Origin of the sequence: Acidovorax sp. BoFeN1 (assembly GCF_003345135.1) — a bacterium.
Classification (GTDB): domain Bacteria; phylum Pseudomonadota; class Gammaproteobacteria; order Burkholderiales; family Burkholderiaceae_C; genus Acidovorax; species Acidovorax defluvii.
Map to the genome: position 1 here is coordinate 1 of NZ_QOZT01000024.1, position 26131 is coordinate 26131.

Sequence of the window (26131 nt, forward strand, 5' to 3'; positions counted from 1 at the left end):
TGGTGGCTTTCGGTGGCAGAGGGCGGGGTGCGGGAAGCGGGAAGTGCAGTGCAGGATCAGAGCACTTCGGACACGCGGCTGGCCATCAGGATGTTGGCGTGCAGCGTGTTGGTGGCTTCGTTGCCCACCTTTTTGGCCGAGTGGTTGGTCAGCAAGCTCCACACCAGGTTGTCGTCTACCCGGAAGCTGCAAAGAAGGGTGTTGCGGGAGGCCAGTTTGAGCACTTGCGCTGCCGACAGCGATGCCAGAATATCGGCAGCGTCTTCGTTCATGCCCAGACGAAACACTGCTTCTGCCTTGTCGTGGCGAATCAGGTTTTGCGCCAGCATCAGGTAGGTGAGATTGGCTTCGCGAATTTCGGCGAGCAGTTGTTCGTTGGTCATGGCAGCTTTCCTTTTCTTGGCCGGTTCTGGCGTTGCCTGCTGACTGCAGGTTTTGCGTGATCCGGTGAAATGGATTGTGAAACTGCCCCAATCAAAAATTAAGTCGGGGTTTGGATGTGCCGCGTGTCTGGTTTCGGGGTGGGGCTTGTAGGAATTTGCCTTACAAGCGCCGCAGCCCCGCAACCCCTCCTGGCAGGCCAGCGGCCTGCTGTGGACAACCCGCTTGCAGGCGCTAGCCGCGCTCCACCGGGCGCGAAGGGTCGCTGCACCATTCGCTCCAGCTGCCTGCAAAAAGCGTGGTTTTTCCGAGTCCGGCCACTTCCATGGCCAGCATGTTGGGCAGTGCGCTCACGCCGCTGCCGCACTGGTGGACCACGGTGGATGCGTTGCGGCCCGCCAGCAGGGCTTCGAATTCGGTGCGCAGCACGTCAGCAGGCTTGAAGCGGCCATCGGCACCAATGTTGTCGCCAAACGGGCGATTCAGTGCGCCCGGAATATGCCCGGCCACGGGGTCCAGTGGCTCGACCTCGCCGCGGTACCGGGGCGCGCCCCGCGCATCGATCAGGGTCTGGCCCGGTTGCTGCAGTGCGGCCAACACATCGGCCGCGCTGGCCAGCTGGCGCAGAGGGGGACGCAACTCAAAGTTGGACTGGAACCGGGCGGGTTCGGCACCGCTGGCAACGGCACCACCGCCTGCTTGCCAGGCTTGCAAGCCGCCGTCGAGCACAGCCACTGCATCGTGACCGGCCCACTTGAGCATCCACCACAGGCGGCCGCAGTAGTTGGCGCCGTTGCGGTCGTACACCACGGCCTGCATGCCATTGGCAAAGCCCACGCTCGACAGCCAGATGGCAAAGCGCTCGCGGCTGGGTAGCGGGTGGCGCCCGCCCGAGGCGGGTTCGTCGGCCTCGTGTGCCGTAACGGTGCCGGTGGCGCCGGGCGCGCCGTGCAGCGCGCTCAGGTCGGTGTCGAGGTTGGCGTAGATGGCGCCGGGAATGTGGGCATCGGCATATTGCTGCGCACCCGCAGAAGGCTGGGTGAGATCGAAACTGCAGTCAAACACCATCAGTGGTGCGCCGCTGGCGACCAGGGATTGCAGTTCGGTGGCGGATACCAGGGTGGTGTAGGTCATGGGCGGTCGGGTGCGCGCAGACGCACCGGCAAGGTCAAAAGGATGGCCTTTATTGTGTCAATGTTCTTCGGCCGGAGTTCCCGGCGCAGCGCGGGCGCGCAGCACGGTGGCCACGATGCCGCTGCCCACGATCAGCGCCATGCCGACCCAGCCCAAGGGCGGAATCTGGTCGCCAAACAGCGCCACGCTGTAAATGGCGGCAAACACAATGCCCGAATACTGCAGATTGGCCACCACCAGCGTGCCGCGCTGGGTTTTGGCGCTGGCATAGGCGCGTGTCATGCACAGCTGCCCGCCCGCTGCCAGCACCCCGATGGGCAGCAGCCACAGCGCGGGCCAGCCCGGCCAGGCCGAGGTGCCGGTCAGCAACAAGGCAAGACCGCCGGCCACGGCCGAGCCCACCGCAAAATAGAACACAGTGCGCGACTCGGGCTCGCCCAGCCGCGACAGGGCCACCACCTGCATGTAGGCAAATGCCGCCGTCATGCCCGACATGAGCCCGATCAGGCCCGCAAACGCCTGGTTCTGGTCGAGGCTGGGGCGCAGCATCATCACCACGCCGACAAACCCGGTAAGCACCGTCAGCACCAGCGGGCCCTGAAACGCCGGACGCGGCGATGCAGCCGAAGGGCGCCAGGCCAGCAGCGTGCCGCCCACCAGAAAGGCGGCGATCCAGACGCTGCTCATGTAGTTGAGCGTCATGGCTGTGGCCAGGGGCAGGTGGGCAATGGCGTAGAACCAGGCTCCCAGCGATGCCACGCCCACCAGGCTGCGCCAGGCGTGCATGCCGGGGTAGCGCGTGGCCAGCGTCACGCGCTGCGAGCGCGCCAGCAGCCACAGGATCACGATGCCGATAAGGCCGCGATAGCAGACCAACTCGGCCGCGTTGAAGTGGGCCGAGGCGATTTTGACGCACACGCCCATGCTTGCAAACAGGAACGCGGCCAGCACCATCCAGAGGGCTTGCATGGGATCAGGTGGATAAGTTAGGTCGGAAAGTAAAAAAGCTGCCAGCGCTTTGTTTGCAAGCGTTGACAGCTATTGTAATAAGAGCGCACGAGCGCTGTCTGGCGTATTGGGTGCGTTTGGGCGCTGTATTCAGGCCTTTGGAGTCACCGTACCCATGGCTTCGCGGTACCAGTCGTGAAAGTGCTGCATGCCGTCTTCCATGGGGCTTTGGTAGGGGCCCACTTCGTTGTCGCCACGCGCCAGCAAGGCCTTGCGGCCGGCATCCATGCGCTCGCCGATCTCGTCGTCCTCGATGCAGGTCTCCATGTAGGCCGCCTGCTGTGCCTCGACGAATTCGCGCTCGAAGGCCGCGATTTCCTCGGGGTAGTAGAACTCCACCATGTTCATCGTCTTGGTGGGGCTGATGGGGTGCAGTGTGGACACGGTGAGTACGTGCGGGTACCACTCGACCATGATGTGCGGGTACAGCGTGAGCCATATGGCGCCATGCGTGGGCGGCTCGCCGTTGCGGTAGGCCAGCAAAGCCTCGTGCCAGCGCTCGTACACGGGACTGCCCGCCTTGCCCAGGCGGTTGGCCACGCCCACGGTCTGCACCGAGTAGTTTTTGCCAAATTCCCATCGCAGGTCGTCACAGGTGACGAAATGCCCCAGGCCTGGGTGGAACGGGCCGACGTGGTAGTCCTCCAGATAGACCTCGATGAAGGTCTTCCAGTTGTAGTTGCACTCGTGCAGTTCGATGCGATCAAGTACAAAACCGGTGAAGTCGAGGTCGGCGCGCGGGCCGATGCCGGCCAGATCGGCCGCCACGTCGAAGCCGTTGTCTTCAAACAGCAAGCCGTTCCACTCACGCAGCTTGTAGTTGTTGAGGTTCAGGCAGGGATCGTGCGAGAAATGGGGGGCGCCCAGCAACTCGCCGTTGTCCTTGTAGGTCCAGCGGTGCAAGGGACACACGATGTTGCCGCCCGCGCTGCCCTTTTGCTGGGTGTTCAGCGAGCCGCGGTCCTTGAGCATGATGGCCTGGCGGTGGCGGCAGACGTTGGAGATCAGCTCTACACCGCCCTGGGCGTTGCGCACCAGCGCGCGCCCTTCGCCCTCCTGGGGCAAGGCGTGGTAGTCGCCCGGGTTGGGCACGGAAAGCTGGTGCCCCACATAACGGGGCCCGCGCTGGAAGATGGTTTCCAATTCGCGCTGGAACAGCGCTTCGTCAAAGTAGCTTGAAACTGGTAGTTGGCTTGCGGCCTGCTGCAGTCGAAGACTTAAATCAGACATGGGTGACCTGACCTAAAGACTCCCCACAGGGAGGTGCGCCTGTGCGCATCTGGAAAAAAAGAAACCGGCTAGGTGACTAGCCGGCTCGACGGGAATGGGATTATAGGCGGTGGGGTTATTCCCGCACCCCTCTTACGTGTATTGCCAAACCAGCTAAAGCGACTGGTTCTGTATCCCTCCGGGCGGTTCGGGGAGCACTGATGCCCCCCTCCATGTGAGGGCAAGGGACTCCTGCGGGCGGGCGGCGGCGGCGTTCCAGTCGCTGCGCCTAAAATCACGCGTTTAACCTGCGCAATTTCTGCCGTCCTGCCCATGCCCAAGGCCCCTGCCTCCAAAGCCCCGCCCGCCGAACCTGCCAGCTACGAAGCGGCGCTGGAAGAGCTGGAGCAGCTCGTGGGCCGCATCGAGGCAGGTCAGTTGCCGCTGGAGGAGATGCTTGCCGGCTATCAGCGCGGGGCCACCCTGCTGGCTTTTTGCCGCCACCGGCTCGATGCAGTCCAGGACCAGATCAAGGTGCTGGACGAAGGCGCGTTGCAGCCATGGACGCAGGAATGACGTCCGCAATGAGTTCTCGCCCGGCCTTTGACCTGGCAGGCTGGAGCCAGCACCATCTCGATCAGGTCGAACAGGCCCTGGGCCAGTGGGTGGGCAAGGATGCCCCTGCTCGCCTGGGTGAAGCCATGCGCTACGCGGTGCTCGATGGTGGCAAGCGCCTGCGGCCGTTGTTGGTGCTGGCGGCCTATGAGGCGGTGCAGAACGGGGCGGGCGATATGGACCGCGAGGTGGCGTCGCGCGCGGGGCTGGGCGAGGCGGCCCTGCGCGCCGGGATGGACGAGGCGGCCCTGCGCGCCGGGATGGACGAGGCGGCCCTGCGCGCCGCGTGCGCCGTCGAGCTGATCCATGCCTATTCGCTGGTGCACGACGACATGCCGTGCATGGACAACGACGTGCTGCGCCGGGGCAAGCCCACGGTGCATGTGCAGTTTGGCGAGGCGCAGGCCTTGCTGGCAGGCGACGGTCTGCAGGCGTTTGCGTTCGAGCTGCTCACACCGGAGGATGAGCGCATTCTCCCGGCCGTGCAGGCCACGCTGTGCCGCCAGCTGGCGCGCGCCGCCGGATCTGCAGGCATGGCGGGCGGACAGGCGATTGACCTGGCCAGCGTGGGGCTGGCGCTGACGCAGGACCAGTTGCGCAACATGCACCGCCTTAAAACCGGTGCATTGCTGCAGGCCAGCGTGATGATGGGCGTGGCCTGCGGAACGTCCAGCGCGGCCGCGCAAAAAGCGCTGGCAGACTACGGTGCGGCGCTGGGTCTGGCGTTTCAGGTGGTGGACGATATCCTGGATGTGGTCGCCGACTCGGCTACGCTGGGAAAGACCGCCGGCAAGGATGCTGCCAGCGACAAGCCCACCTATGTCTCGTTGCTCGGGCTGGCCCCCGCGCAGGCCCATGCGCAGGAGTTGCTGGCGCAGGCGCATGACGCGCTGGCGGCCTCGGGCCTGGCGGACACGCGCGCACTGGCGGCGCTGGCCGACATGGTGGTGAACCGATCGTATTGAGCCCGGGTGGGGTTCGATGCCGTTGAATTTTATGTCAAATTGGCCTCTAGCCCTTGTGTATCAAGCGCTATAAGCTATCAAAATAATAGTAAATGTCCACGACATCCTTCCCCCTGCTGCAGACCATCAATGACCCGGCTGACCTGCGCCGCCTGGCGCGCGCCGATCTCAAGCAACTGGCCACCGAGCTGCGTGCGTTCGTGATCGAAAGCGTGTCCCAGACGGGCGGGCACCTCAGCTCCAATCTGGGCACGGTCGAACTCACCGTGGCGCTGCACCATGTGTTCAACACGCCCGAGGATCGGCTGGTGTGGGATGTGGGCCACCAGACCTACCCGCACAAGATCCTCACCGGCCGACGCGACCGCATGCACACGCTGCGGCAGTTGGGCGGTATCTCGGGCTTTCCGCAGCGCGCTGAAAGCGTCTACGACACCTTTGGCACGGCGCATTCGAGCACCAGCATCTCTGCCGCGCTGGGCATGGCGCTGGCCGCGCAGCGCAAGGGCGAAGACCGGCATGCCGTGGCCATCATCGGCGACGGTGCCATGACCGCTGGCATGGCCTTCGAGGCCCTGAACAACGCCGGTGTGGCCGACGCCAACCTGCTCGTCATCCTGAACGATAACGACATGAGCATCAGCCCGCCCGTGGGCGCGCTCAACCGTTATCTGGCCCAGCTCATGAGCGGGCAGTTTTATGCTGCCGCCAAGAATGTGGGCAAGACCGTGCTGCGCCCCGTGCCCCCGCTGCTGGAGCTGGCCAAGCGGCTGGAGCAGCAGGCCAAGGGCATGGTGGTGCCGGCCACACTGTTCGAGAAATTCGGCTTCAACTACATCGGGCCCATCGACGGGCATGACCTCGATTCCCTGATCCCCACGCTGGAAAACATCAAGGGGCTCAAAGGCCCGCAGTTCCTGCATGTGGTCACCAAAAAAGGCCAGGGCTACAAGCTGGCCGAGGCCGATCCCGTGGCCTACCACGGTCCGGGCAAGTTCGACCCGGCCGTGGGGCTGGTCAAAAGCACGGCCGCGCCCAAACAGACCTTCACGCAGGTGTTTGGCGAATGGCTGTGCGACATGGCGGCGCAGGATGACCGGCTGGTGGGCATCACCCCGGCCATGCGCGAGGGTTCAGGCATGGTCGAGTTCCACAAGCGTTTCCCCGACCGTTATTACGACGTAGGCATCGCCGAGCAGCATGCCGTCACCTTTGCCGCTGGCATGGCCTGCGAGGGCGTGAAGCCCGTGGTGGCGATCTATTCCACCTTTTTGCAGCGCGGCTACGACCAGATGATCCACGACGTGGCCCTGCAGAACCTGCCCGTGGTATTTGCACTGGACCGGGCCGGCCTGGTGGGGGCCGACGGCGCCACCCATGCGGGTGCATACGACATCCCTTTTGTGCGCTGCATTCCCAACATGAGCATGGCCTGCCCGGCCGATGAGCGCGAATGCCGCCAGCTGCTGAGCACCGCGTTCGCGCAAGACCATCCCGTTGCCGTACGCTACCCGCGCGGCAGTGGCGCGGGCGTGGCGCCCCTGCGCGGGCTGGAGGGCCTGCCGTTCGGCAAAGGCGAAATCCGCCGCGAGCGCAAGGGCGGCCAGGTCGATGCGGCGACTCCGCGCATCGCCATTCTGGCCTTTGGCACCTTGTTGTATCCCGCGCTGCAGGCGGCCGAGGCCCTGGATGCCACCGTGGTCAACATGCGCTGGGCCAAGCCGCTCGACACCGCACTGTTGCTCGAAGTGGCAGCGCGCCACGATGCCCTCGTGACGCTGGAAGAGGGCGCCATCATGGGCGGCGCTGGCAGTGCCGTGATGGAAGCGCTGGCCGCTGCCAAGGTGGTGGTGCCTGTCTTGCAGCTGGGGTTGCCTGACGTGTTCATCGAGCATGGCGATCCGGCCAAGCTGCTGTCGCTGCAGGGTCTGGACGCCGAAGGCATCCGCCTGGCCATCGCGGCGCGATTCGGTCCTGCCCCGGCCCTCTGACTGCGCGCTGAACCAGGCCTCAACGCCACGAGGCGTTCGAGGGACAACGCTTCAGGGCCTCAAGCTTGCAAAACCCTGAATACAGGGTGCCGCATGGGGGATTCCGCGGGATAACCCGCAACGGGCGCCCCCGCCATGTTTCTACAATTGCCTTTCGATACGCCTCCATCCGGGCGGTGCCTTCGGGCCCCCTCAAGAGGCGCTGTGATCATCATTTTGGAAAGAATCTCATGGATCGTCGTTCCATCATCAAGCACGCTGGTATTGCAGGCGTGCTCGCCGCGGGCATCGCCCCTGCCGCCCATGCCCAGGCCGCTGTGCGCTGGCGCCTTGCTTCCAGCTTCCCCAAATCTCTGGACACCATTTTCGGTAGCGCTGAAATGTTCGCCAAGACGGTGCGTGCGCTCTCGGGTGGCAAGTTCGAGGTGTCCGTGCATGCCGCCGGCGAGCTGATGCCCGCTTTCGGCGTGGTGGATGCCCTGCAGAACGGCACGATCGAAATGGCCCAGACGGCGCCCTACTATTTCACGGGCAAAAGCTCCACCTTCGCGTTCGGTTGCGCGGTGCCTTTCGGCCTCACGGCGCGTCAGATGGACGCCTGGATGGAGCACGGCAACGGCCGCAAGCTGATGGATGCGTTCTACGCCAACTACAACATCAAGAGCCGCAGCGCAGGCAACACCGGCACGCAGATGGGCGGCTGGTATCGCAAGGAAATCAAGACGGTTGCCGACCTGAAGGGCCTGAAGATGCGCATGGGTGGCGGCCTGTTCGGCGAAGCCATGCAGAAGCTGGGCGTGGTCCCGCAGAACATGCCCGGGGGTGATGTGTACCAGGCGCTGGAAAAAGGCACGCTCGATGCCACAGAGTTCGTCGGTCCTTACGACGATGAAAAGCTGGGTTTCAACAAGGTTGCGCCGTTCTACTACTACCCCGGCTGGTGGGAGGGTGGTGCCGAGCTGGAGTTCTTCATCAACACCAAGGCCTACGCGGCGTTGACCCCGGAATTCCAGGCCATTGTGGATGCCGCCACCACCGTGGCTGCACGCGACATGACCGCCAAGTACGACGCCTTCAACCCTATCGCGCTCAAGCGCCTGGTGGCCGCCAAGACGCAACTCAAGGCTTTCCCCAAGGAAATCATGGACGCTGGCTACAAGGCTTCCATGGAGGTCTTTGCCGAGCACGAAGCCAAGTCGGCTGAGTTCAAGACCATTCACCAGGACATGCGTGCATTCCAGCGCGACCAGTTGCTGTGGGCGCGGTATTCCGAATTGCGCTTTGACAACTACATGACGGGCGTGAAGCTGTAATCAGCCCACGCTTGGGCGGCAGGCCTCTGGTGGGCCCTCGCCCCATTCTTTCTCGATCCGGTTCCGGTGCTGCACACCCTTGGCAGCGCTGACGCCGGTTTTTTTGGGCCCATCGTGTGCCAAAAGCGCATGTGTATTGAAGGAAATCACCATGGATCGTCGTTCCCTGATCAAGAAGACCGGTATTGCCGGCGTGCTCGCAGCGGGTATTGCCCCGGCTGTTCACGCCCAGGCTGCTGTGCGCTGGCGTCTGGCGTCAAGTTTCCCCAAGTCCCTGGACACCATCTTCGGCTCTGCCGAAGTGTTCTCCAAGGCCGTCAAGGAAATGTCTGGCGGTAAGTTTGAAATTTCTGTCCACGCGGCCGGCGAGCTGATGCCTGCGTTTGGCGTGGTGGACGGCGTGCAAAACGGCACGGTGGAAATCGCCCACACCGCTCCTTACTATTTCTTTGGCAAGAACGAAGCCTTCGCCATTGGTGGCGCCATTCCATTCGGTATGAACTCCCGCCAGCTCACGGCGTGGATGGTGGACGGCAACGGCACCAAGCTGATGCGCGAGTTTTATGCCAAATACAACATCGTCAATTTCCTGGGCGGCAACACGGGCGCACAGATGGGCGGCTGGTTCCGCAAGGAAGTGAAGTCTCCTGCGGACATCAAGGGGTTGAAGTTCCGCGTGGGCGGCTTTGCCGGCAAGGTGATTGAGCGCATGGGTGGTGTGCCCCAGAATATTCCGGGCGGCGAAATCTACCAGGCTCTTGAAAAAGGCACGATTGACGCGGCCGAGTGGATCGGACCTTACGACGATCTGAAGCTGGGCTTCAACAAGGTGGCGCCGTTCTACTACTACCCCGGCTGGTGGGAAGGCAGTCTGAACCTGGAGTTCTATGTCAACCAGAAGGCGCTGGACGGCCTGTCTGCCGAGAACAAGGCCATTGTGCGCGCTGCTGCCCACGAAGCCCACGTGACCACCCAGGCCCGTTACGACGCGCGCAATCCGGGTGCCCTCAAGCAACTGGTGGCTGCCAAGACCAAGGTGGTGCCGTTCCCGCAAACCGTGCTGGATGCATCGTTCAAGTCCACCATGGAACTCTATGCCGATCTGGACAAGAGCAATCCAGAGTGGAAGAAGATCTACGCCGACTATCGCAATTTCCAGCGCGACCAGATTCTCTGGTTCCGCTTTGCCGAGTCGCGTTTCGACAGCTTCATGTCGTCGCAAAAGCTCTGATCGGGCCCAGCGCACCTGCGTTGTTTTCCCCGAAGCCCGCCCGGTTCGCCTAGCGGGCTTTTTTGCGTCCCGCGCTGGCTCACAGCTGCGCGGGCAAGCCGCCCACGCGTGGATCACAACACACACGGGCGCGCGCAACTGCGTGGCGTCAACCGCTCCTGGGGCGCTCCTGGGGCGGGGAAACGAAGCGTGCAGGGTGGCTATTGACCCGGCCCTTTGGGCTCTTTGATGTCTCAAGTGCCGCGCCAGCGCGTCGATGCCCTTTGATGAGCTTCAGTGCGAGCGGCTCGGCTTTGTCGGGCCGTATCCATCAGTGAGAAGTCCGCAGGGGCCGCAGTGCCAAAACAGACCAGTGCGGCCACAGCGGCGCAGCAGATGGCGGCCGCCCACTGTGTCGATCCAGAGACGCGCGATGCGTCATTGCGTAAGGCGCAATGCGTGGTGGCGTGCAGTGGGCAGCAACGCATGGTGGGGATACCCGCATCTTGGGGAGCGCGGTTTGGTGCGGTGCGTCAGGTACTGAGGCAACGCGGGTGACGCGCGCCATGTCCGCTGGCACGGGTGGGCGCGCAAGCCAGGGCGCAGAAAAAAAGCCCCCGCCGGTAGTGCACCGGCGGGGGCTTGGCTTTCGAATGCGCTGGCTGTGCGGGGCCTTGCGAGGCCCCCGCGTGGATCAGTCTTTCTTTTCGGGCTCCGTGGCCAGCGAATCTTGCATCGCCTTCAGGGGGTCGTCGGTGGCCGGAGCGGTGCTGTCACCCCCCGTCATGCCTTCGGTGGGATCGGCCTGGTCCATGGGGGCGGGCATGTTGGCTTCCATTTCCAGGCGCACCTTGTCCAGGTCATACACCTCGGCCTTGTCCAGGCCGCTCGAAACGATGCCTGGGAAGGCGATCACCAGGGACACCATGATCAGCTGGATGGCCACAAACGGCACGGCACCCCAGTAGATCTGCATGGTGGTCACGGGCTTGATCAGTTTCTTGGTGAGCTTGTCCACGTATTCCTTGTCCGGGGCCACGCTGCGCAGGTAGAACAGCGCGAAGCCGAACGGCGGGTGCATGAACGAGGTCTGCATGTTGATGCCCAGCAGCACACCAAACCACACCAGGTCAATGCCCAGCTTGTCGGCGACGGGCGCCAGCAGGGGCACCACGATGAACGACAGTTCAAAGAAGTCCAGGAAGAAGGCCAGGAAGAAGATCATGATGTTTACCACGATCAGGAAGCCCAGTTGACCACCTGGCAGGCCGGCCAGCAGGTGTTCCACCCACAGCGGCCCGTCCACGCCCTGGAAGGTCAGGCCAAACACCGTGGCGCCCACCAGAATGAACACCACAAAGCACGACAGCTTGGTGGTGGTGTGCAGTGCCTGCTTGAGCAGTGAAAAGCTCAGGCGACCCCGCGCCATGGCCATCACGAAAGCGCCCAGTGCACCCATCGCGCCGCCTTCGGTGGGCGTCGCGACGCCCAGGAAAATGGTGCCCAGCACAAGGAAAATCAGCAGCAGCGGGGGAATGAGCACGAAGGTCACCCGTTCGGCCATGCGCGACAGCAGGCCCAGGCGCGTGACCTTGTTGAACATGGCGGCAAGGAATGCCAGCGCCACGCCAGAACACATGGCCACCACAATGGTTTCGTCCAGCGCAACCTTCTCGACCAGCTCGCCTTCCCACCAAGTGTGAACGGCAGGCATGTTTTTGCCCACATAGATCGCTGCGGCCGTGCACAGCGCCGTCAGTATGGCCAGCGATGGCAGGCCGCTGTTGCCGTTGTCTTCTCGCAGGGTGCGGGCCTCGACCGGCATCGCGGGAACCCAGTGGGGCTTGAAGACGGCCAGAATGACCACGTAGAGGGCATAAAAACCCGTCAGCATCATGCCGGGCAGGAAAGCGCCCTTGTACATGTCGCCCACGCTGCGGCCCAGCTGGTCGGCCAGAATGATCAGCACCAGCGAAGGCGGAATGATCTGCGCCAGCGTGCCCGAGGCCGCAATCACCCCGGCTGCAATGCGACGGTCGTACCCGTAGCGCAGCATGATGGGCAGCGAGATCAGGCCCATGGAGATGACCGATGCCGCCACGACACCGGTGGTGGCTGCCAGCAGCGCACCCACAAAGATCACGGCAAACGCCAGACCGCCGCGCACCGGGCCGAACAGCTGGCCGATGGTTTCGAGCAAGTCTTCGGCCATGCCGCTGCGCTCAAGAATCAGCCCCATGAGCGTGAAAAACGGAATGGCCAGCAGCGTATCGTTTTGCATGATGCCGAAGATGCGCAGCGGCAGGGCCTGCAGCAGGGCTTCGGGCAAGACGTTGAGTTCCACGCCGATGAAGGCGAAGAACAGGCCACAGGCGCCCAGGCTGAACGCTACGGGGAAACCCAGCAGCAGGAAGAAGATGAGCCCCGCAAACATGATGGGGGCGAGGTTTTGAACGAAAAATTCCATGATCGTGTCTCCGTTCAGTCGGCCTTGGTGGCGCCAGTGCCGTTGCCTGCGGCAGCTTCGCGCAGGCGGCGGATGGATTCGGCGAGTTCTTCCTCGGCCGTCTTTTCCACCTTTTTGGCGGTGGGATCCTCGATCAGACCCTTCAGGAAAGCGATGCGCTTGATGAGTTCAGACCAGCCTTGCAGCAGCAGCAGCCCGAAACCCAGCGGCATCATCAGGTACACCGGCCAGCGCAGCAGGCCACCGGCATTGCTCGACATTTCTGCCGAGACATAGCCTTTCCAGAAGAACGGGATGCCGAACCACAGAACGGCAGCGCAAAACGGCGTGAGAAAGAAAAGAAAACCGAAAATGTCGATCCAGATCTGCGCCCGCTTGGACAGGCGGCTGGAAATCACGTCCACCTTGACGTGTTCGCCCTGCAGCAGCGTGTAGCCCGCCGCCAGCAGGAACGAGGCGGCAAACAGATACCACTGCACTTCCAGATAGGCGTTGGAGCTGACGTTGAACACCTTGCGAACAATGGCGTTGATGCCACTGACCAAGGTAGACGCCAGAATGAGCCAGACAACGTATTTGCCGACCTGGGTGTTAAGCCAGTCGACCCCTCGGGACAGTTTGAGTAAAGCCTGCATGGTGTCTCCAAGAAAAAGGCTATGCGCACGATGTCGCTGCCAGGCCGCCGGTGGGCGGAAAGGCGCGACAAACTTTTACAAGGGCGCAATTCTACGGAGCACTGTATTCCGAGGCTGACGGCAGCGTGACGGTGTTATCCCTCGACAGATGCTTGTTAGGTAGCTTCCAAAAGCATAGCAATTAGGGTTTCTGCCTAGTGCCTGCGCTACGCTTGCGACCACTGAATCGCCACCACGGCAGTACCGTGCTCATGGCCAGCACTTCGCCGCAGTGCATGGGGGCATAGCCTGGCATGGCATGCATGCGTTCCTGCCAGGCTGGCGTCTGCAGCACTGCACGCAAGGCGCTGGTGGCGGGCTGGTCGAGCGTGGATTTGAGACAGGCGAGGTGGTAGCGCTCATGCACCAGGGGCACAAAATCCAGCCCCCGGGCGTGGGCCGCCAGGGCAATGCCCATGCCCACGTCGGCAGCGCCGGCCGCCACGGCCTGCGCCAAGGCGCCGTGCGATGGCTCGTTCAGCTCGTAGCCGGTGATGTCTTCGGGGGTGAGCCCGGCCATGGCCAGCAGGTCACCCAGCAGCACGCGGGTGCCGGTGCCCAGCGGCCGGTTCACAAACCGTGCGCCGGTGCGCGCCACATCGGCCAGGGTGTGCAGCCCCAACGGATTGCCGCGCGCAACGATCAGCCCCTGGGTGCGCCGCGCAAAGCCAATGATCTTGTGGCGCCCCGGTTGCAGCAGTGGGCGGTAGGTGCGCGCTGCCAGCGAATCGGCGGCGGGGTCTTCGAGCGTGTGAAACCCTGCCAGCGTGCACCGGCCCTCGTTCAGCGCGCGGATGGCGTCCACGCTGCCGGTGAAGCGGATATCCAGGTGCAGCGCGCCGCAGTCGTCGGGCGTGGCGGCGTGGGCGCGCAGTGCGCCCAGGGCATCGTCGTGGCTGGCATACATGGTGAGCACATGGGTGCTGTCGTCAAACGCCACGGCAAAGGCGCGTTCCAGATCCGCGTGCAGGGCAGCAATCTGGGGTGCCAGGCGGGCCTGGGCCTGGCGTTCGGCCCACAGCAGCTTGGTGCCGAACTCGCTGAGCTGCGCCGACTGGCCCTTGCCCCAGGTAACGAGCTCGCCACCCAACTGGTCTTCCCAGCGTTTCAGGGCGCCCCACACATGGCGATAGGACAACCCCAGCGCGCGCGCCGCGCCAGAAATGGAGCCCTGCTGTGCCACCGCCTCCAGCATCTCGGGCAGCGGGTTGCGGATCAGGGCGTCGCCGGCATCGCGGCTGAGCGTGTAGTGAAGTTGGACCCTATGCACAGGTGTTCATATCGCTGGAGATTGATTCGGTGCATACGATAGTCGAATCCATGTCCACACTCTCTGAAAGCGCCATCACGGCGCTGCAACTCACGTTTTCGGCCGATCCCATGTTGTGGACCATTGTGGGCCGCTCGCTTGCGGTCAGTGGCACGGCTTGCCTGCTGGCCTGTGGTGCCGGTGTGGTGCTGGGCGCGTGGCTGGGTGTGGCGCGGTTTGCGGGCCGGGGCGCCGTGCTGGCGTTGCTCAACACCATGCTGGCCGTGCCTTCGGTGGTGGTCGGGCTGGTGGTGTATCTGCTGCTGTCGCGCAGCGGCCCCTTGGGCGCCCTGGGGTGGCTTTTTACGTTCAAGGCGATGGTGATTGCCCAGACCCTGCTGGTGCTGCCGGTGGTCACGGCCCTGACCTGCCAGCTGGTGGCCGATGCCGAGCGCGGCCATGGCGAGCAGTTGCAGTCGATCGGGGCCGGCCCCGTGATGCGCAGCCTGTTGCTGGCCTGGGATGAGCGCTATGCCCTGCTCACGGTGCTGATTGCATCGTTCGGGCGCGCCATTTCCGAGGTGGGCGCCGTGATGATTGTGGGCGGCAATATCGACGGTTTCACGCGCGTGATGACCACCGCCATCGCCCTCGAAACCAGCAAGGGCGATCTGCCGCTGGCCTTGGCCCTGGGCCTGGTGCTGCTGGCGGTGGTGCTGGCGCTCAATGTGCTGATCGCTGCGTTGCGGCGCTGGCGTGAAGGCGTGGATGGCACCTCGCAAGGCGCGCTGCCCGGAGTGCTGGCATGAGCGCTGTTCCGTCCGTGAATGGCGCTGCGCCCTGGCCCCATGTGGAGATGGTGGCCCGGACATCGGTGGCTGCGCCCGACCATCCCCCCGTTTTCTCACTGGACGGCGTGGGAGTGCGCTATGGCTTGGTGCAGGCGCTCCAGGGTGTGCATCTGTCGGTGGCACCGGGCGAGCGCGTGGCGCTGATCGGGGCCAACGGCTGCGGCAAAAGCACACTGCTGCGTGTGCTGCATGGTCTGGCAAAACCCAGCAGCGGCCAGTTGTTGCGGGGCGATGGCAGCCGCCAGGCCATGCTGTTCCAGCGCCCGCACATGCTGCGCATGAGTGCCCAGCACAACGTGGCGCTGGGCCTGTGGCTGCATGGCGTGCGCTGGCGCGAGGCGCGCGCGCAGGCGTTGCTGGCATTGCAGCGCGTGGGGCTGGATGGCATTGCGGCACAAAACGCGCGCACGCTGTCGGGGGGGCAGCAGCAACGGGTGGCGCTGGCGCGTGCCTGGGCGCTGCGGCCCGATGTGCTGCTGCTTGACGAGCCCACCTCCAGCCTCGACCCCCATGCCAAGCGCGAGGTCGAGCTGCTGATGGCCGACCTTGCCGCCAGCCATGGCCAGGCGGGCCCCGGCCACCCGGTGACCATGGTTTTCAGCAGCCACAACCTGGGCCAGGTCAAGCGGCTGGCCAGCCGGGTGATTTATCTGGAACACGGCGCTGTGCTGGCCGATTTGCCGGTGCACGATTTTTTCAACGGCCCCCTGCCCGACGCCGCCCGATTGTTTGTCAAAGGAGAAATGGTATGAAGAATTTGAAGTCTTTTTGGCCTCTGGCGCTTGTGCGTAAAGCGCTGCCTGCTATTGTTTTTGCAGTATCCGGACCGGCGTTTGCGCAGTCCATCACCATGGCGTCCACCACGTCCACCGAGCAGTCGGGGCTGTTTGGATATCTGCTGCCCGAGTTCAAGAAGACCAGCGGCCTGGATGTGAAGGTGGTGGCCTTGGGTACAGGGCAGGCGCTCGACACGGCGCGCCGCGGCGACGCGGATGTGCTGTTCGTACATGACCAGGTGGCCGAAGAAAAGTTTGTCGCCGACGGCTGGGGCGTGAAGCGCTACCCCGTGATGTACAACGACTTCATCTTGGTGGGCCCCCAGAACGATCCCGCCGGTGTCAAGGGCAAGGACATCGTCGGGGCGCTGAAAAAGCTGGCCGCTGGCAATGGCGATTTTGTCTCGCGCGGCGACAAGAGCGGCACGCACGCCGCCGAGCTGCGCTACTGGAAGCTGGCCGGCGCCGATGCCGCCAAGGGCAGCGGCTACAAGGAATGCGGCTGTGGCATGGGCCCCGCGCTCAACATTGCCGCATCCAGCGGCGCCTATGCGCTGGCCGACCGCGGCACCTGGCTCAACTTCAAGAACCGCGCCGATCTGGCCGTGCTGGTGGAGGGCGACACGCGCCTGTTCAACCAGTATGGCGTGATGGTGGTGAACCCCGCCCGGCACCCGCATGTGAAGGCGCAGGACGCGCAGAAATTCGTGGACTGGGTGGTCTCGCCCGCAGGCCAGACGGCGATTGCCAACTACAAGATTGGCGGCGAGCAGCTGTTCTTCCCGAACGCTGCGAAGTAACAAATCGCGCGTCTAAGCGCGTCAAACAAGGCCATTCAAAAAGATCCAGCGGTCCAGCCCCTGGCGTGCCCCAACCCGTGCGACCAGTGGAACTGGATTTGCCAGGCCACCGGGGCCGGGGGCGTCCTCCTCTGGGGAAGGCACTGGGCGCATCAGGGGGCTACCGGTCCCTGCTGCTGCGCCAGATGGCGCGCACCAGCCACAACCCGCAGACCACGGCGCCAAAGAAGCCGAGAAAGCCAAAGGCCGGCAGCCCGAACAGCGTGGGCCCGCCCTGCACGGTCATCACGATGGAAGAGCCAATGATGAGGGCGGCAATGATCAGTGCCATTGCGAGCCGGTTGGCAGAGCGGTCGATCTGGTCGCCCACCCGCTTGAGGTGGGCCAGCTCGATGCCCACCTGCAGGCGGCCCCGGCGTGCGTTGCGCAGCAGGCGTGCCAGGTCGTCGGGCAATTGCTCTGCGGTGTCGAGCGCCCGGCGCAAGGTCTGCCAGGCGCGGCCGGCCAGTGCGCGCGGCTGGTAGCGTGCGCGCAGCACCTGGCGCAGCAGCGGCAGGGCTTCGGTGGTCATGTGAAATTGCGGGTCGAGATTGCGCCCCATGCCTTCCAGCGAAATAAAGGCCTTGATGAGCAGTGCCAGGTCGGGCGGCAGGCCCAGGTGGTGTTCGCGCAGGATGCTGGTCACATCGGCCAGCATTTGCCCCAGCTGCAGCTGCGCCAGGGGCACGCCGTGGTATTGGTCGACAAAGGCTTCCACCTCCATCTCCAGTTGCCCTGGGTCCACACCATGGGCGTCGCCCGCCCAGTCCAGCAGCACATCGGCCACCGCCTGCGGCTGGCGCTCTACCAGGCCCAGCAGCATTTGCAGCAACTCGATGCGCCTGCGCTCTGACAAGCGGCCCACCATGCCAAAGTCGATGAAGGCGATGCGGTTGCCTGCAAGGTAAAACACATTGCCCGGGTGCGGGTCGGCATGGAAGATGCCATCTTGCACAATCATCTGGAGCACGGCCTGGGCGCCGCGCCGGGCCAGCACGGTGCGGTCAAAACCGGCTTCGGGTGTCAGCGCATCGAGCTGCCCGCCAGGCACGCCCTGGATGAATTGCTGCACGTTGATGCGTTCGCTGGTGTGCTGCCAGTGCACGCGCGGCACCACGATGAAAGGCAGGCTGGTGAGATTGCCGGCAATGCGCTCGGCACTGCGGCATTCGCTCGCCAAGTTGAGCTCGCGCCGCAAAGAGCGCGCGAATTCGCGCACCAGTTGCTGCGGACGGTAGGGGGTGAGAGCGGGCAGCTCGGCTTCGGCCAGCGCGGCCAGTCGTGCAAGCAGGCGCAGATCGGCCTCGATCACCTCGCTGATGCCGGGGCGGCGAATCTTGACGACCACCTCGCTGCCATCGTGCAGCTGAGCGCGGTGCACTTGCGCAATCGATGCCGCGGCCAGGGGCTCGGTGTCAAAGCGTGCAAACACATCTTCGGGCTCGCCGCCCAAATCTTCGCGCAGCTGGGGGCGCAGAAGCTCCAGGGGCACGGCCGGCACCTGGCTGTGGAGCTTTTCAAACTCGGCGATCCAGTCGGGGCCGAACAGGTCGGCACGGCCCGCCAGCAGTTGCCCGAACTTCACGAATGTGGGCCCCAACTCCTCCAGCGCCAGCCGCACCTGCACGGGCGGCTCGATGCGGGTCAGGTCACCGGCCAGGTCCCAGTGCAGGGCCTGGCCTGCGCGCTCCAGCTTGTCGGCCAGGCCCAGACGGCGCACGGTGTCGCCAAACCCATGGCGCACCATCACGCCCAAAATTTCTTTCAGGCGGCCCAGATCGCGCGCGGTTCCCAGGGTCTCGATCAGCATGGAGCAATGATAGTCCGGCGCCTGCACGCGGGCGCCACAGGGCAGTGCCATTGCATTGGGGGCAAGTGCGTGTGCGGCCCGGCCTTCATGTCCAGCGGTAGTCGGCCGCCGCGTGCAGGGCCCACAAGCCATCGCCCGTGAGCTCCAGCACCTGGTGGTGGTATCCCAAAGCGCTCTGGTGGTGGCTGACGCTGACCGGCGTGATCGACAGGCCCGCCAGCTGCCCATACAGCAGGGCCTCGTTGGCCGTGTCGAGCGCACTGGTGGCCTCGTCCAGCAGCAGGTAGCGCGGCTTGGCCAGCAGGGCGCGGGCAAAGGCCAGGCGCTGCTGTTCGCCCACCGACAGCACCTTGGCCCAGTCCAGGTGGGCGCTGAGCCCGCCAAAGCGCTCGGCCAGTGTGGGCAGGTTCACCCGTTCCAGCCATTGCTGCAGTTCTGCGTCGGAGATTTCGCGCTCTGTCTGGGGGTAGAGCAGCTGGCAGCGCAGGTCGCCCAGGGGCAGGTAGGGGCTTTGGGGAAGAAAAAGCATGTCGGGGTCGGCGGGGCGCTTCACCTCGCCGGACCCCGTGGTCCACAGGCCGGCCACCACGCGCAGCAGCGAGCTTTTGCCCGCGCCGCTGGGGCCCACGATGAGCAGGCCCCTGCCCGGCGACACGCTGAGCGTGAGGTCGCGCAGCAGCAGGTGCTCGCGGTTGGGGGTGAGCACCGTGAGCTGCGTGACGCCAAGCTCAAAGCCTGACGCAGTGTGGATCTGCGCTGCGGGTTCGAGGCTGGGCTCGCTGGCACCGTCCGGCGCGGGGCGCGCGGGAGTGTGGGCCTGGTCGTGCAGCGTGGTGGAAAACGCGTGCAGCCGGTCTACGCCCGCCGAGAACCGGCTCAGGCTTTCGAAATGCTCGACGATGACCGTCAGCGCACTCAGGATGGCGGCAAAAGCACCAGCGGCCTGGATGGCCCGGCCCACCTCCAGCTCACCCGAGAGCACCTGGTTGGCAATGATCACGCTGGGCAGCACGATGGTCAGAAAGCTGTGCGTGTACTGGAACAGCTTGAGCTTGAACTGCCAGCGCAGCACCTGCTGGTAGTTGGCATACAGCGCATCAAAAATGCGGCGCAGGGCCGACATTTCGCGCTGCTCGCCGTTGTGAAAGGCGATGGGCTCGGCGTGCTCGCGCACCCGCACCAGGCTGAAGCGGAAATCGGCCTCGCGCTGCAGCTGGCGGTAGTTCAGCCCGATCAGCCGCTTGCCAAACACCTTGGCAGTGAACACGGTGCTGAAGATGGCATAGCTGATCAGAAAATAGACCAGCCCTTGCGAGATGGTCCACAGCACGCTCGAAAACGCGATCAACTGAATGACCGAGCCCAGCGCGATCATCGAAAAATACAGCGACTGCTGGGTGAACGCGTTAATGTCTTCGGCAATGCGCTGGTCGGGGTTGTCGATGCCCACGATGGCGTTCAGCCGGTAATAGGCGCGCTGGTCGAAATAGCGCCCCAGAAAATGCTGCGTGAGCCAGCGCCGCCAGCGCAGGCCCAGCGAGTCCCGCACGTAGTAATACAGCGCATAAATGGGCACGGCCGCCACCAGGATGAGGGTGTAGCGCCGGATGGATGCCCAGAAGCGGTCTGCGTCGCCCGCGGCCAGTGCGGACGTGAATTCGCCGGTTTCGTGGTTGAACCACACGTTGAAGGCGGTTTGCCCCAGCAGCAACAGCACCAGCAGTGCCAGCAGCCCACGCGAGCGCCAGCGCTCTTCGGATTGCCAGTAGGGTCGTGCAATCTGCACGAAACGGCGCCACAGGCGGGTGTTGAAGCCTGACGGCTCTTCGTTGGATATGGGGTACTCGGGTGGTGCGCGGCTTGCCCGGCGCATTGTCGCCGCAAGCCGGGGAGGGCGCGCACCGGTGGGCGCAGACACCCATGTGCCGCTGGCCGTGCCGGGTGCCGCGACGAAGCCGAGGTCAAACCCGGATCAAAGCGCCCTGCCAGCGGGTATCGGGTGGCACACCAGAAGTATCAAAATAATAGCTGCTTGCGCTTATCTATAAAGGGCTAGAGGCACTTTTTAATCATACTTTGCTGTGCCATGTCCTTTAGGGGCGCCGAGCTTTCGATACACCGTGGCGCGGCTGATGCCCAGGGCGCGTGCGGCTTCGGCAACGTTGCCGCGCGCGTTCTGTACGGCCTGGCGAATGAGGGCGGCTTCGGCTGCGCGCAGCGGTGCCGGGCCGCTGGGGACGGGCACCGCAGGGGCGGCGTGCGGCAGGGACAGTGGAAGTGGCGTGCGCACGCCGACGCCGTGGCGGGTTGCCGTGTTGCGCTGGGCCAGGCCCTGCAGGCGCAGGCCCGACCACAACGGCAGGTCCATCGGCGCGGCAGGCTGGCGCTGCGCTGCATCAAACAGCAGCGGCCAGGGCAGGGCCAGCAGATCGCTGCAGTGCACCGGCACGCCGGGCTCGCGCAGCGGCTGTGGCACCAGCTGGCGTGCCATGCTGTTGGTGCCCACCACGGTGCCTTCGGCGTCCAGCGCCATCAGGCCGTTGCCTTCACCGCCAAGCGTGCTGCCCGGCCAGTTGATGCGCAGCAGCAGCGCGTGCGGCAGTTGCAGCAACAAGGCGTCTTCGATGGCTCGGGCCGACCGGGCGACCAGGTGGCGCAACTCGGGCCGCTCGGGCACGTCCACGCCCGTCAGGTCGAGCATGCCAACGCACTGGCTGTGGGTGCCGAACAAGGGCGCGCCAGCGCAGCTGTAGCCGCTGTTCACCTCAAAGAAATGCTCGCCCCGGTGCAGCCACACGGGCTGCAGCTCGGCCAGCGCAGCGCCGATGGCCGTGGTGCCCACGGCGGCCTCGGACAGGTCGATGCCCACGCGGCCGATGGCGTGGGCGCGGGGGTCGTTGCGGTCCACCGCGCCCTGCACCTCGATCACCACGCCGCGTGCGTCGGTCAGCAAGGCGAAGTAGTGCATGCCCGCAATGGCGCGGGTAAGTTGCGCCAGCACCGGCCGGGCGGCTTGCAGCAGCGCGGCGTGCTGGTCGGCCGTGCGCTGCACGGCGGGGGCGCTGACCATATTGAAGGCCAGTGGCTGCGCCGGCTGGTGCCCGTTGGCCAGGCAACGCTGCCACGAGCGCACGATCCAGGGCTCGATGGTCAGAAGGCTGTCGGACCTGGACACCGTCGGCTGCAAGCGGGCCGCAGCGGTCAAGTGATTGCCGTCTTTTAGCCCCATGGCCGGGCTACGGGGGTGTAGATCCGGCAACAACGGTCCTCGCCGGGGCGCACTTTCGCGACCGATGCTCCAGGTCTGGCCGCCTCCTGGCGGCGCGGGCTGTGGCCCCCGGCAGAGCAGCGCGCTGCGCGCCTGGGCGATCAGGTGCTGGCGCTCGGTGGGCGGTGGCGGGGCAACGGCAAGCATGAGGACTCCCGAAGAGGTGGGTTGCGCAGGTCATCCCAAGCTACCCGGCATGCACGGCACAGCGCGGGGTGTGCTGTGGGGCGTGCTGGTTTAACAGGCAGTGCGCATGATGCTGCGGGTGTGCGCTGCAACATGTTTCATTTTGAGAATATCCCTTGCAGGCTCTGGAAAAACGAGGGTTGTCCCTAGGAATGGGTGAATGTGTGCGGCACAAGATGCGGCTTGCAGTTCCAGCCAACGCCGTTTCAGGAGACAGCCAGATGCAAGTCCAGTTCACCGTCAACGGGCGCGCCGCCAGCGTTGATGTTCCTCCCAACACCCTGCTTGTCCATGCGCTGCGCGAGCACTTGCTGCTCACCGGCACCCATGTGGGCTGCGACACCAGCCAGTGCGGCGCGTGCACCGTGCATGTCAACGGCAGGGCGGTCAAATCGTGCTCGATGCTGGCCGTGCAGGCGCAAGGCGCCGATGTGCAGACCATCGAAGGCCTGGCCGCCCCCGACGGCACCATGCACCCCATGCAGGCCGCATTCAAAGAGTGCCACGGCCTGCAGTGCGGCTTTTGCACCCCCGGCATGGTGATGAGCGCCCTGGACCTGTGCAAGAACCACCCGGGCGCCACCGAGGGCGAGATCCGCGAGCTTCTCGAAGGCAACATCTGCCGCTGCACGGGCTACCAGAACATCGTGCGTGCGGTGCAGGTGGGCCAAAAGGCCATGGCGTCGGCTTGAGCGCCAGCCCATTCACACAAGAATCCAAGGAGACAAGACCATGGGTGCATCCGACTTTTCCAAGCTGCCGCACATCGGTGAGTCGCTCCGGCGCAAGGAGGACTACCGCTTCCTGACCGGTGCGGGCCAGTACACCGACGACGTGGTGCTGGCCGCGCAAAGCCACGCCGTGTTTGTGCGCTCGCCGCACGCGCACGCAAAAATCAACCGCATCAACGTCGATGCCGCCCAGGCTGCGCCCGGCGTCCTGGGTGTGTTCACCGGTGCCGATGTGGCGGCCGACAACATCAACGGCCTGCCCTGCGGCTGGCTCATCACCAGCACCAATGGCGAGCCCATGAAAGAGCCGCCGCACCCCATCCTGGCGCAAGGCAAGGTGCGCTACGTGGGCGACCATGTGGCCATGGTGGTGGCGCAAACCCAGCAACAGGCGCGCGACGCCGCCGAGCTGGTGGAGGTGGACTACGACGTGCTGCCTGCCGTGGTCAACGTGGCCGATGCGGCCGCCGGTGCCGTGGACGGCGCGTCGGTACACGACATCGCCCCCGACAACCATTGCTTCAAGTGGGCGATTGGCGACAAGGGTGCGGTCGATGCGGTGTTCGCCAACGCCGCGCATGTCACGAAGCTGGATCTGATCAACAACCGCCTGATTCCCAACGCGATGGAGCCGCGCGCCGCCATTGGCAGCTACAGCCGCGCCAACGACGACTACACGCTCTACGTCAGCAACCAGAACCCGCACGTCGAGCGCCTGTTGATGACCGCCTTTGTGATGGGCCTGCCCGAGCACAAGGTGCGTGTGATTGCGCCGGATGTGGGCGGCGGTTTTGGCTCCAAGATCTTTCTGTATGCCGAAGATGTGTGCCTGACATGGGCCTCCAAAAAGCTCAACCGCAACATCAAGTGGGTGGCCGACCGCAGTGAGTCGTTTTTGTCGGATGCGCATGGCCGCGACCATGCAAGCCACGCCGAAATGGCCATGGATGCCAACGGCAAATTTTTGGCCCTGCGCGTGCACACCAACGCCAACGTGGGCGCCTACCTTTCCACCTTTGCCAGCGCGGTGCCCACCATTCTTTATGCCACGCTGCTGGCTGGGCAATACAGCACACCGCAGGTCTACGTGGAGGTGGATGCCTGGTTCACCAACACCGCGCCGGTGGATGCCTACCGCGGCGCGGGCCGGCCCGAGGCCACCTACCTGCTCGAACGCCTGGTTTCGCGCTGCGCATGGGACATGGGCCTTGCGCAGGACGAAATCCGCAAGCGCAACTTCATCACCACCTTCCCCTACCAGACGCCCGTGGCGCTGCAATATGACATCGGCGACTACCACGCCTGCATGACCCAGGCCGAGCAACTGGCCGACGTGGCAGGCTTTGCCGCACGCAAGGCCGCCAGCGAGGCCAAGGGTTTGAAGCGCGGCATCGGCTACAGCAGCTACATCGAAGCTTGCGGCATTGCGCCATCGAACATCGCCGGGGCCCTGGGCGCACGCGCGGGCCTGTTTGAATGCGGCGAGGTGCGCGTGCACCCCACGGGCAGCGTGACGGTGTTCACCGGCTCACACAGCCATGGCCAGGGGCATGAAACCACCTTTGCTCAGGTGGTGGCGGCGCGCTTGGGGCTGGCGGTGGAGAACGTGGACATCGTGCATGGCGATACCGGCCGCGTGCCGTTTGGCATGGGCACCTATGGCTCGCGCTCCATCAGCGTGGGCGGCGCGGCCATCATGAAGGCGCTGGACAAGATCGAGGCCAAGGCCAAGAAGATTGCCGCGCACCTGATGGAGGCGAGCGACGCCGACATCGACTTTGCCAACGGCGAATTCACCGTGCGTGGCACCGACAAGAAGATCCCCTTCGGCCAGGTGGCGCTGACGGCTTACGTGCCGCACAACTACCCGCTTGACAAGCTCGAACCCGGGCTCAACGAAACCGCGTTTTACGACCCCACCAACTTCACCTTTCCCGCAGGCACCTACATCTGCGAGGTGGAAATTGACCCGGCCACCGGCAGCACGCGCGTGGACAAGTTCACGGCGGTGGACGACTTCGGCACCATCATCAACCCCATGATCGTGGAGGGCCAAGTGCACGGTGGCCTGGTGCAGGGCATTGGCCAGGCGCTGATGGAAAACTGCGTGTACGACCGCGAAACCGGCCAGCTGCTCACCGGCAGCCTCATGGACTACGCCATGCCACGCGCAGATGACTTCCCCACGTTCCAGCTGGGCCATGTCTGCACGCCTTGCACCCACAACCCGCTGGGCACCAAGGGCTGTGGGGAGGCGGGCGCCATTGGGTCGCCACCGGCGGTGATCAATGCCCTGCTGGATGCGCTGCGCCCGCTGGGGGTGAGGGACTTTGACATGCCTGCGTCGCCGCACCGCGTGTGGGAAGCCATTCAAAACGCAAAAGCATGAAGCCCCCCGTTAGTCGCTTCGCGCCTTCCCCCCAGGGGGACGCCGCCAGCGCGGTGGGGCGGCCCTTGCGCGGCGGCCGCTGGCCTGAGCCGCACGCCGTTCGCGGGTTGCTACCCAAGCACCTGCATCGGAAACCATAGGAGACAGAACATGTACGCATTCACCTTCGAAGCCCCGTCTTCCACCGCCGCCGCCGCGGACCTGATCGCCCAGGGTGGCAAGCTGCTGGCCGGTGGGCAAAGCCTGCTGCCGTCGATGCGCCTGCGCCTGGCCAATCCCGAAAAGATCATTGACCTGAACAGCATTCCCGAGCTGGCGGGCATCTGCCGCGATGGCAACGCGCTGGTCATTGGCGCCATGACGCGCCACGCCGATGTGGCTGCAAGTGCCGAGGTCAAGGCCGCCATCCCTGCGCTGGCCGACCTGGCCGCGCACATCGGCGACCGCCAGGTGCGCGCACGCGGCACGCTGGGGGGTTCGGTAGCCAACAACGACCCCGCCGCCTGCTATCCCAGCGCTGTGCTCGGCCTCAACGCCACGGTCATCACCAACCAGCGCGAGATTGCGGCCGATGCCTTTTTTGTGGGCATGTACACCACGGCGCTGGAAGAGGGCGAGATCATCACCGCCATCCGCTTTCCCATCCCCCAGCGCGCGGCCTACCTCAAGTTCAGGCAGCCGGCCTCGCGCTTTTCGCTGGTGGGCGTGTTTGTGGCGCAAACCGATGGCGGCGTGCGCGTGGCCGTCACCGGCGCGGCCAGCTGCGTGTTTCGCCATGCCGGGCTGGAGGCGGCGCTCAACCAGAGCTTTACGCCGCAATCGGCGGCCGCCGTGAGGGTGGACGCGAGCGATCTGAATGCCGACATCCACGCCAGCGCCGCCTACCGGGCCAACCTCATCACCGTGCAAACCCAGCGGGCGGTAGCGCAGATGTTGGGCTGACGGGCAGGAGCGCATCCGCTGCAACCGCACAGTATCCCTGGGCGGGTCTTTGAATGAAATTGGCCTCTAGCGCTTATCCATAAAGCGCTAGTAGCTATAAAAAATATAGCAATGACTGTTTCC

The 26131-nt window shown here is 64.7% G+C and carries 21 protein-coding genes; 11 read left to right on the forward strand and 10 right to left on the reverse strand.

Annotation, left to right across the window (positions count from 1 at the left end):
• Nucleotides 1-56: 56 nt before the first annotated feature.
• From flhD to DTW89_RS07880, 4 genes are all read right to left on the reverse strand, one after another.
• Nucleotides 57-383, reverse strand: a complete 327-nt coding sequence (gene flhD / locus DTW89_RS07865; RefSeq protein WP_005800286.1) for a flagellar transcriptional regulator FlhD — start codon at nucleotides 381-383, stop codon at nucleotides 57-59.
• Between the two features lie 232 nt (nucleotides 384-615).
• Nucleotides 616-1515 carry a sulfurtransferase gene (locus tag DTW89_RS07870; RefSeq protein ID WP_114655536.1) on the reverse strand — a complete coding sequence of 300 codons (900 nt, stop codon included), beginning with the start codon at nucleotides 1513-1515 and terminating at the stop codon, nucleotides 616-618.
• A gap of 57 nt (nucleotides 1516-1572) precedes the next feature.
• Nucleotides 1573-2484 carry a DMT family transporter gene (locus DTW89_RS07875; RefSeq protein WP_114655537.1) on the reverse strand — a complete coding sequence of 304 codons (912 nt, stop codon included), beginning with the start codon at nucleotides 2482-2484 and terminating at the stop codon, nucleotides 1573-1575.
• Nucleotides 2485-2613: 129 nt separating this feature from the next.
• Complete coding sequence (locus DTW89_RS07880; protein WP_114655538.1) at nucleotides 2614-3753, reverse strand: aromatic ring-hydroxylating oxygenase subunit alpha; 1140 nt, start codon at nucleotides 3751-3753, stop codon at nucleotides 2614-2616.
• 312 nt (nucleotides 3754-4065) lie between these two features.
• Between DTW89_RS07880 and xseB the strand changes: the two genes are divergently transcribed.
• From xseB to DTW89_RS07905, 5 genes are all read left to right on the forward strand, one after another.
• Nucleotides 4066-4308: an exodeoxyribonuclease VII small subunit gene (gene xseB, locus DTW89_RS07885; protein WP_024815940.1), complete on the forward strand. Its 243-nt coding sequence runs from the start codon at nucleotides 4066-4068 to the stop codon at nucleotides 4306-4308.
• Between the two features lie 8 nt (nucleotides 4309-4316).
• Nucleotides 4317-5312 (forward strand): polyprenyl synthetase family protein, encoded by a 996-nt coding sequence (locus DTW89_RS07890; RefSeq protein ID WP_236637073.1) that lies wholly within the window; start codon nucleotides 4317-4319, stop codon nucleotides 5310-5312.
• A 92-nt stretch (nucleotides 5313-5404) separates the two neighbouring features.
• Complete coding sequence (dxs, locus tag DTW89_RS07895; RefSeq protein ID WP_114655540.1) at nucleotides 5405-7303, forward strand: 1-deoxy-D-xylulose-5-phosphate synthase; 1899 nt, start codon at nucleotides 5405-5407, stop codon at nucleotides 7301-7303.
• A 230-nt stretch (nucleotides 7304-7533) separates the two neighbouring features.
• On the forward strand, nucleotides 7534-8616 hold the full coding sequence (locus DTW89_RS07900; RefSeq protein ID WP_024815937.1) for a TRAP transporter substrate-binding protein: 1083 nt from the start codon (nucleotides 7534-7536) through the stop codon (nucleotides 8614-8616).
• A gap of 151 nt (nucleotides 8617-8767) precedes the next feature.
• Nucleotides 8768-9847 (forward strand): TRAP transporter substrate-binding protein, encoded by a 1080-nt coding sequence (locus DTW89_RS07905; RefSeq protein ID WP_024815936.1) that lies wholly within the window; start codon nucleotides 8768-8770, stop codon nucleotides 9845-9847.
• Between the two features lie 673 nt (nucleotides 9848-10520).
• On the opposite strand, the gene DTW89_RS07910 is transcribed toward DTW89_RS07905, so the two are convergent.
• The 3 genes from DTW89_RS07910 to DTW89_RS07920 all read right to left on the reverse strand — a co-directional run bounded on the left by DTW89_RS07910 (nucleotide 10521) and on the right by DTW89_RS07920 (nucleotide 14237).
• Nucleotides 10521-12293: a TRAP transporter large permease gene (locus tag DTW89_RS07910; RefSeq protein ID WP_024815935.1), complete on the reverse strand. Its 1773-nt coding sequence runs from the start codon at nucleotides 12291-12293 to the stop codon at nucleotides 10521-10523.
• Between the two features lie 14 nt (nucleotides 12294-12307).
• Nucleotides 12308-12928: a TRAP transporter small permease subunit gene (locus DTW89_RS07915; protein ID WP_114655541.1), complete on the reverse strand. Its 621-nt coding sequence runs from the start codon at nucleotides 12926-12928 to the stop codon at nucleotides 12308-12310.
• 181 nt (nucleotides 12929-13109) lie between these two features.
• Nucleotides 13110-14237 (reverse strand): substrate-binding domain-containing protein, encoded by a 1128-nt coding sequence (locus DTW89_RS07920; RefSeq protein ID WP_114655542.1) that lies wholly within the window; start codon nucleotides 14235-14237, stop codon nucleotides 13110-13112.
• A gap of 50 nt (nucleotides 14238-14287) precedes the next feature.
• On the opposite strand from DTW89_RS07920, the gene DTW89_RS07925 reads away from it, so the two are divergent.
• The 3 genes from DTW89_RS07925 to DTW89_RS07935 are packed head-to-tail and all read left to right on the forward strand — an operon-like array spanning nucleotide 14288 to nucleotide 16643.
• Nucleotides 14288-15025 (forward strand): ABC transporter permease, encoded by a 738-nt coding sequence (locus DTW89_RS07925; protein ID WP_114655566.1) that lies wholly within the window; start codon nucleotides 14288-14290, stop codon nucleotides 15023-15025.
• On the forward strand, nucleotides 15022-15819 hold the full coding sequence (locus tag DTW89_RS07930) for an ABC transporter ATP-binding protein (RefSeq protein ID WP_201740967.1): 798 nt from the start codon (nucleotides 15022-15024) through the stop codon (nucleotides 15817-15819). The genes DTW89_RS07925 and DTW89_RS07930 overlap by 4 nt, the downstream gene beginning before the upstream one ends.
• Complete coding sequence (locus tag DTW89_RS07935; protein WP_114655543.1) at nucleotides 15816-16643, forward strand: substrate-binding domain-containing protein; 828 nt, start codon at nucleotides 15816-15818, stop codon at nucleotides 16641-16643. Before DTW89_RS07930 ends, DTW89_RS07935 begins: the two co-directional genes overlap by 4 nt.
• Before the next feature lie 160 nt (nucleotides 16644-16803).
• Here DTW89_RS07935 and DTW89_RS07940 read toward each other — a convergent pair whose 3' ends face one another.
• The 3 genes from DTW89_RS07940 to DTW89_RS07950 all read right to left on the reverse strand — a co-directional run bounded on the left by DTW89_RS07940 (nucleotide 16804) and on the right by DTW89_RS07950 (nucleotide 21907).
• A complete protein-coding gene (locus DTW89_RS07940; RefSeq protein WP_114655567.1) occupies nucleotides 16804-18492 on the reverse strand; it encodes an ABC1 kinase family protein in 1689 nt (562 codons plus the stop codon).
• Nucleotides 18493-18577: 85 nt separating this feature from the next.
• Complete coding sequence (locus tag DTW89_RS07945; protein ID WP_236637074.1) at nucleotides 18578-20365, reverse strand: ABC transporter ATP-binding protein/permease; 1788 nt, start codon at nucleotides 20363-20365, stop codon at nucleotides 18578-18580.
• A 192-nt stretch (nucleotides 20366-20557) separates the two neighbouring features.
• Complete coding sequence (locus DTW89_RS07950) at nucleotides 20558-21907, reverse strand: helix-turn-helix domain-containing protein (protein ID WP_236637075.1); 1350 nt, start codon at nucleotides 21905-21907, stop codon at nucleotides 20558-20560.
• Between the two features lie 260 nt (nucleotides 21908-22167).
• Here DTW89_RS07950 and DTW89_RS07955 point away from each other — a divergent pair, with 260 nt between their 5' ends.
• From DTW89_RS07955 to DTW89_RS07965, 3 genes are all read left to right on the forward strand, one after another.
• On the forward strand, nucleotides 22168-22638 hold the full coding sequence (locus tag DTW89_RS07955; protein WP_024815926.1) for a (2Fe-2S)-binding protein: 471 nt from the start codon (nucleotides 22168-22170) through the stop codon (nucleotides 22636-22638).
• A gap of 40 nt (nucleotides 22639-22678) precedes the next feature.
• Nucleotides 22679-25066, forward strand: coding sequence for a xanthine dehydrogenase family protein molybdopterin-binding subunit (locus tag DTW89_RS07960; protein ID WP_114655545.1), 2388 nt, complete (start codon nucleotides 22679-22681; stop codon nucleotides 25064-25066).
• 150 nt (nucleotides 25067-25216) lie between these two features.
• Nucleotides 25217-26008 carry an FAD binding domain-containing protein gene (locus DTW89_RS07965; RefSeq protein ID WP_114655546.1) on the forward strand — a complete coding sequence of 264 codons (792 nt, stop codon included), beginning with the start codon at nucleotides 25217-25219 and terminating at the stop codon, nucleotides 26006-26008.
• The last annotated feature ends 123 nt before the right edge of the window (nucleotides 26009-26131 follow it).